Annotated in this window: 4 protein-coding genes; 2 read left to right on the top strand and 2 right to left on the bottom strand. The window is 65.7% G+C overall.

Annotation, left to right across the window (positions count from 1 at the left end):
• Both ACWELQ_RS42895 and ACWELQ_RS42890 read right to left on the bottom strand, forming a co-directional pair.
• Window positions 1–236 (bottom strand): ribonuclease domain-containing protein (locus ACWELQ_RS42895; RefSeq protein WP_452402717.1); only part of this gene is annotated, 236 nt, incomplete at its 3' end.
• A gap of 179 nt (window positions 237–415) precedes the next feature.
• Window positions 416–595: a hypothetical protein gene (locus tag ACWELQ_RS42890; RefSeq protein WP_452402716.1), complete on the bottom strand. Its 180-nt coding sequence runs from the start codon at window positions 593–595 to the stop codon at window positions 416–418.
• Between the two features lie 165 nt (window positions 596–760).
• Between ACWELQ_RS42890 and ACWELQ_RS42885 the strand changes: the two genes are divergently transcribed.
• Complete coding sequence (locus ACWELQ_RS42885; protein WP_452402715.1) at window positions 761–1,675, top strand: helix-turn-helix domain-containing protein; 915 nt, start codon at window positions 761–763, stop codon at window positions 1,673–1,675.
• Between the two features lie 11 nt (window positions 1,676–1,686).
• On the top strand, window positions 1,687–2,520 hold the full coding sequence (locus ACWELQ_RS42880; RefSeq protein ID WP_452402714.1) for an SAM-dependent methyltransferase: 834 nt from the start codon (window positions 1,687–1,689) through the stop codon (window positions 2,518–2,520).
• Window positions 2,521–2,777: the final 257 nt, after the last annotated feature.

Raw genomic sequence — 2,777 nt, 5'->3', positions numbered from 1 at the left:
GGCGTGATGACGGTGTACTCGTGGTAGTAGCCGACGGCCTGGCTCGGCAGGATGCCTTCCCGGTTCTTGAAAACGGTGCCGTCCTGGGGGAACGGGAAGGGCCCGTTGTCCTCGATCAATTCCAGCGTGTCATGCGCCTCCGAGGGCAGTGCGCTGCCACAGATGCTGCCAACGGCCGCGGACCCGGGGGCCGCGGTGACGGCGCCGCCGACGAGCAGGGTGGACAGAACGGCCACCGTCGTACAAATTCGGCCGATGCGCGGGGGAAATCTCATGCCTCATGATCACGTGCCCAGAATGCGGCATGTAATGACAAGCCTGAGAAATTGGACAGGTGGCTGGTGCTACCAGCAAGCTGGATGGCGGTGCGCGCCGATGGGCGACCGTGACGGAACATGTTGCTGTCGACGAGTTTTCACGTCGATCGGAGTTCCCGTTCGATCGCCGTCGCCGCGTGCGGCAGCCCGGTCGCACGCAGCTGGGCTATCCTGCGGTGCACCTCCTCGATGCCGTAATTCGATACGACGTCAGCGATTCCGATCCGTCCGCCCTGGTGAGCGACGGGTTCCCTGGCTATGCGGTTGATCTTCGTCATGCGCTTTCCTCGACACCGGCCTCTGCCGGTCGATCAATACTTCCCCGCGCAAGACCCACCATAGCGCGATGCACGTGCATCGGCACGTGCGCTCCGCACGGGGAGCGTGACGTATTCGGTTGTGGCACACTCGAGTACGCCATTGGGATGCCGACAGGAGTGGCAGTGATCGAGAACCGAGCCTTCGCCACAGCCACCGCGGACACGAACGGCCCGGAAGAGGATCCCGCGCTGCTGCGCCGCGTGTTGGGGGCACGCTTGCGTCGACTTCGCGAGGCGGCCGGGATCAGCGGAGAGACCGCCGGCCAGAGAATACGGGCCTCACACTCGAAGATCAGCCGTATCGAAAGCGGCCGGGTGGGCTTTCGCGCCATCGATGTCAACGACCTGCTGACCCTCTACGGCGTCGATGACGCCGAAGTGCGCGCTGAGTTCCTGGGCCTGGCGCAACGCGCGAATGCCGTGGGGCGCTGGGAAACCGACAACGATCTGGTGCCATTGCGCCTGGACACCTATGTCGCCCTCGAGGACGCCTCGCGGCTGATTCGCTGCTACGCACCGGGTTTGATACCCGAGCTGGTGTACACACCCTCATACGCGCACACCGTCTACACCATCGCCCATCGTGAAGCCACGGCCGACATCCAGCGTCGAGTCGAACTGCTCGTGCGCCGCCAGCATCTACTCACCCGCCTCGACCCACCCAAGGTGTGGTTCGTGATCGAAGAAGCCGCGCTGCGTCGCCCTGTCGGCGGCCACGACGTCTGGCACGCGCAATTGGATCACCTCGTGCAGTTGGCGGCCCGGCCGAACATCACCATCCAGGTGTTGCCCGACCATATAGGCGGCCCGGCGATCAGCGGTGTCCCCTTCACGGTCCTGCGCTTCGGCGCGCCCGAACTCAGTGATCTCGTCTACTTCAGCCACCCGACCGGCGCTCATTTCCTCGACAAGCCCGGCGATCTCGACCACTACCACGCGATCTGGGATCGCCTGTCCGTGTGCGCCGCCCAGCCCGAGCGGACCGCCGACATCATCGACACCCTCCGCACCATGCCCGCCACCGAACTCTGGAGTTAGACCCGAATCCTATGTCCGACAACACCATTGGCACGTCCCTGCCGACAGAGATCGACACCACCGTCCCCCATGAAGCCCGCGTCTACGATTACTGGCTCGGCGGCAAAGACAACTATCCGGCCGACCGGGCACTGGGTGACACCATCGCCGAGCACGTACCCACCATCAAGACCATGGCCCAGGCCAACCGAGCCTTCCTCGCCCGCGCGGTCCGATATCTGGTCGCCGAGACGGGCACCACTCAGTTCCTCGACATCGGCACCGGCATCCCGACCGCGGGCAACACGCACGAAGTCGCCCAGCAACTGGCCCCCGCCGCCCGCATTGCTTATGTCGACAAAGACCCGATCGTGCTCGCTCACGCCCGCGCGCTCATGGACAGCGCCCCCGAGGGCCGCACCCGCTTCATTCACGCCGACCTGCACGACCCTCGCTCCATCCTCGACCACCCCGCGGTCGCCGAAACGCTCGATCTGTCGCAACCCGTCGCGATCATGCTCGTCGCGATCATGATGTACTTCCGCGACAGCGACAATCCTCGCGAGATCATCCACACCTTGCTCGACCGCGTCGCTCCCGGCAGCTATCTCGTAATCACCCACCCCACAGCCGATTTCAATCCCGACGCGATGGCCGGTGTCGTCGCCGCCGCGGAGACCTCCGGCATCGCCTTCCACCCTCGCGGCAAGTCCGAGACCGCCGCACTGTTCGACGGCACCACGCTCGTCGACCCCGGAATCGTCCCCGTCGCGGCGTGGCGCCCGCACCTCACCGACCGCCCGACCGCGGTCGACGACGCCGACAGCGCGTGGTATTGGGCCGGCATCGGACGAAAGGCCGAGTAGCGGCTTCGAGGGTTGAAGTTTCCTCCACTAGGCGGTGGATCTCAGCCGATTGGACGCTGCGGCGGAACCACCGGCGCGGCTATCGTTTTCCTCGTGGCCCGCCGGAGTTACGCACTCTCCGGTGGGCCACCTTGTGAATCCGCCGGTCTCGGCACCACTGCACTGGCCCGCCCAGCAGCCTGGAGCGTACCTCGGTAACTACCCTCGCCGAGGACCGGATACCGCTTCCAGGCGACCTGGGATCCGGGGCCGGCGGT

Source organism: Nocardia sp. NPDC004722 (assembly GCF_053601505.1).
Note: the sequence above shows the minus strand (reverse complement) of the source record. Positions and strands in the feature narration are given on the sequence as shown.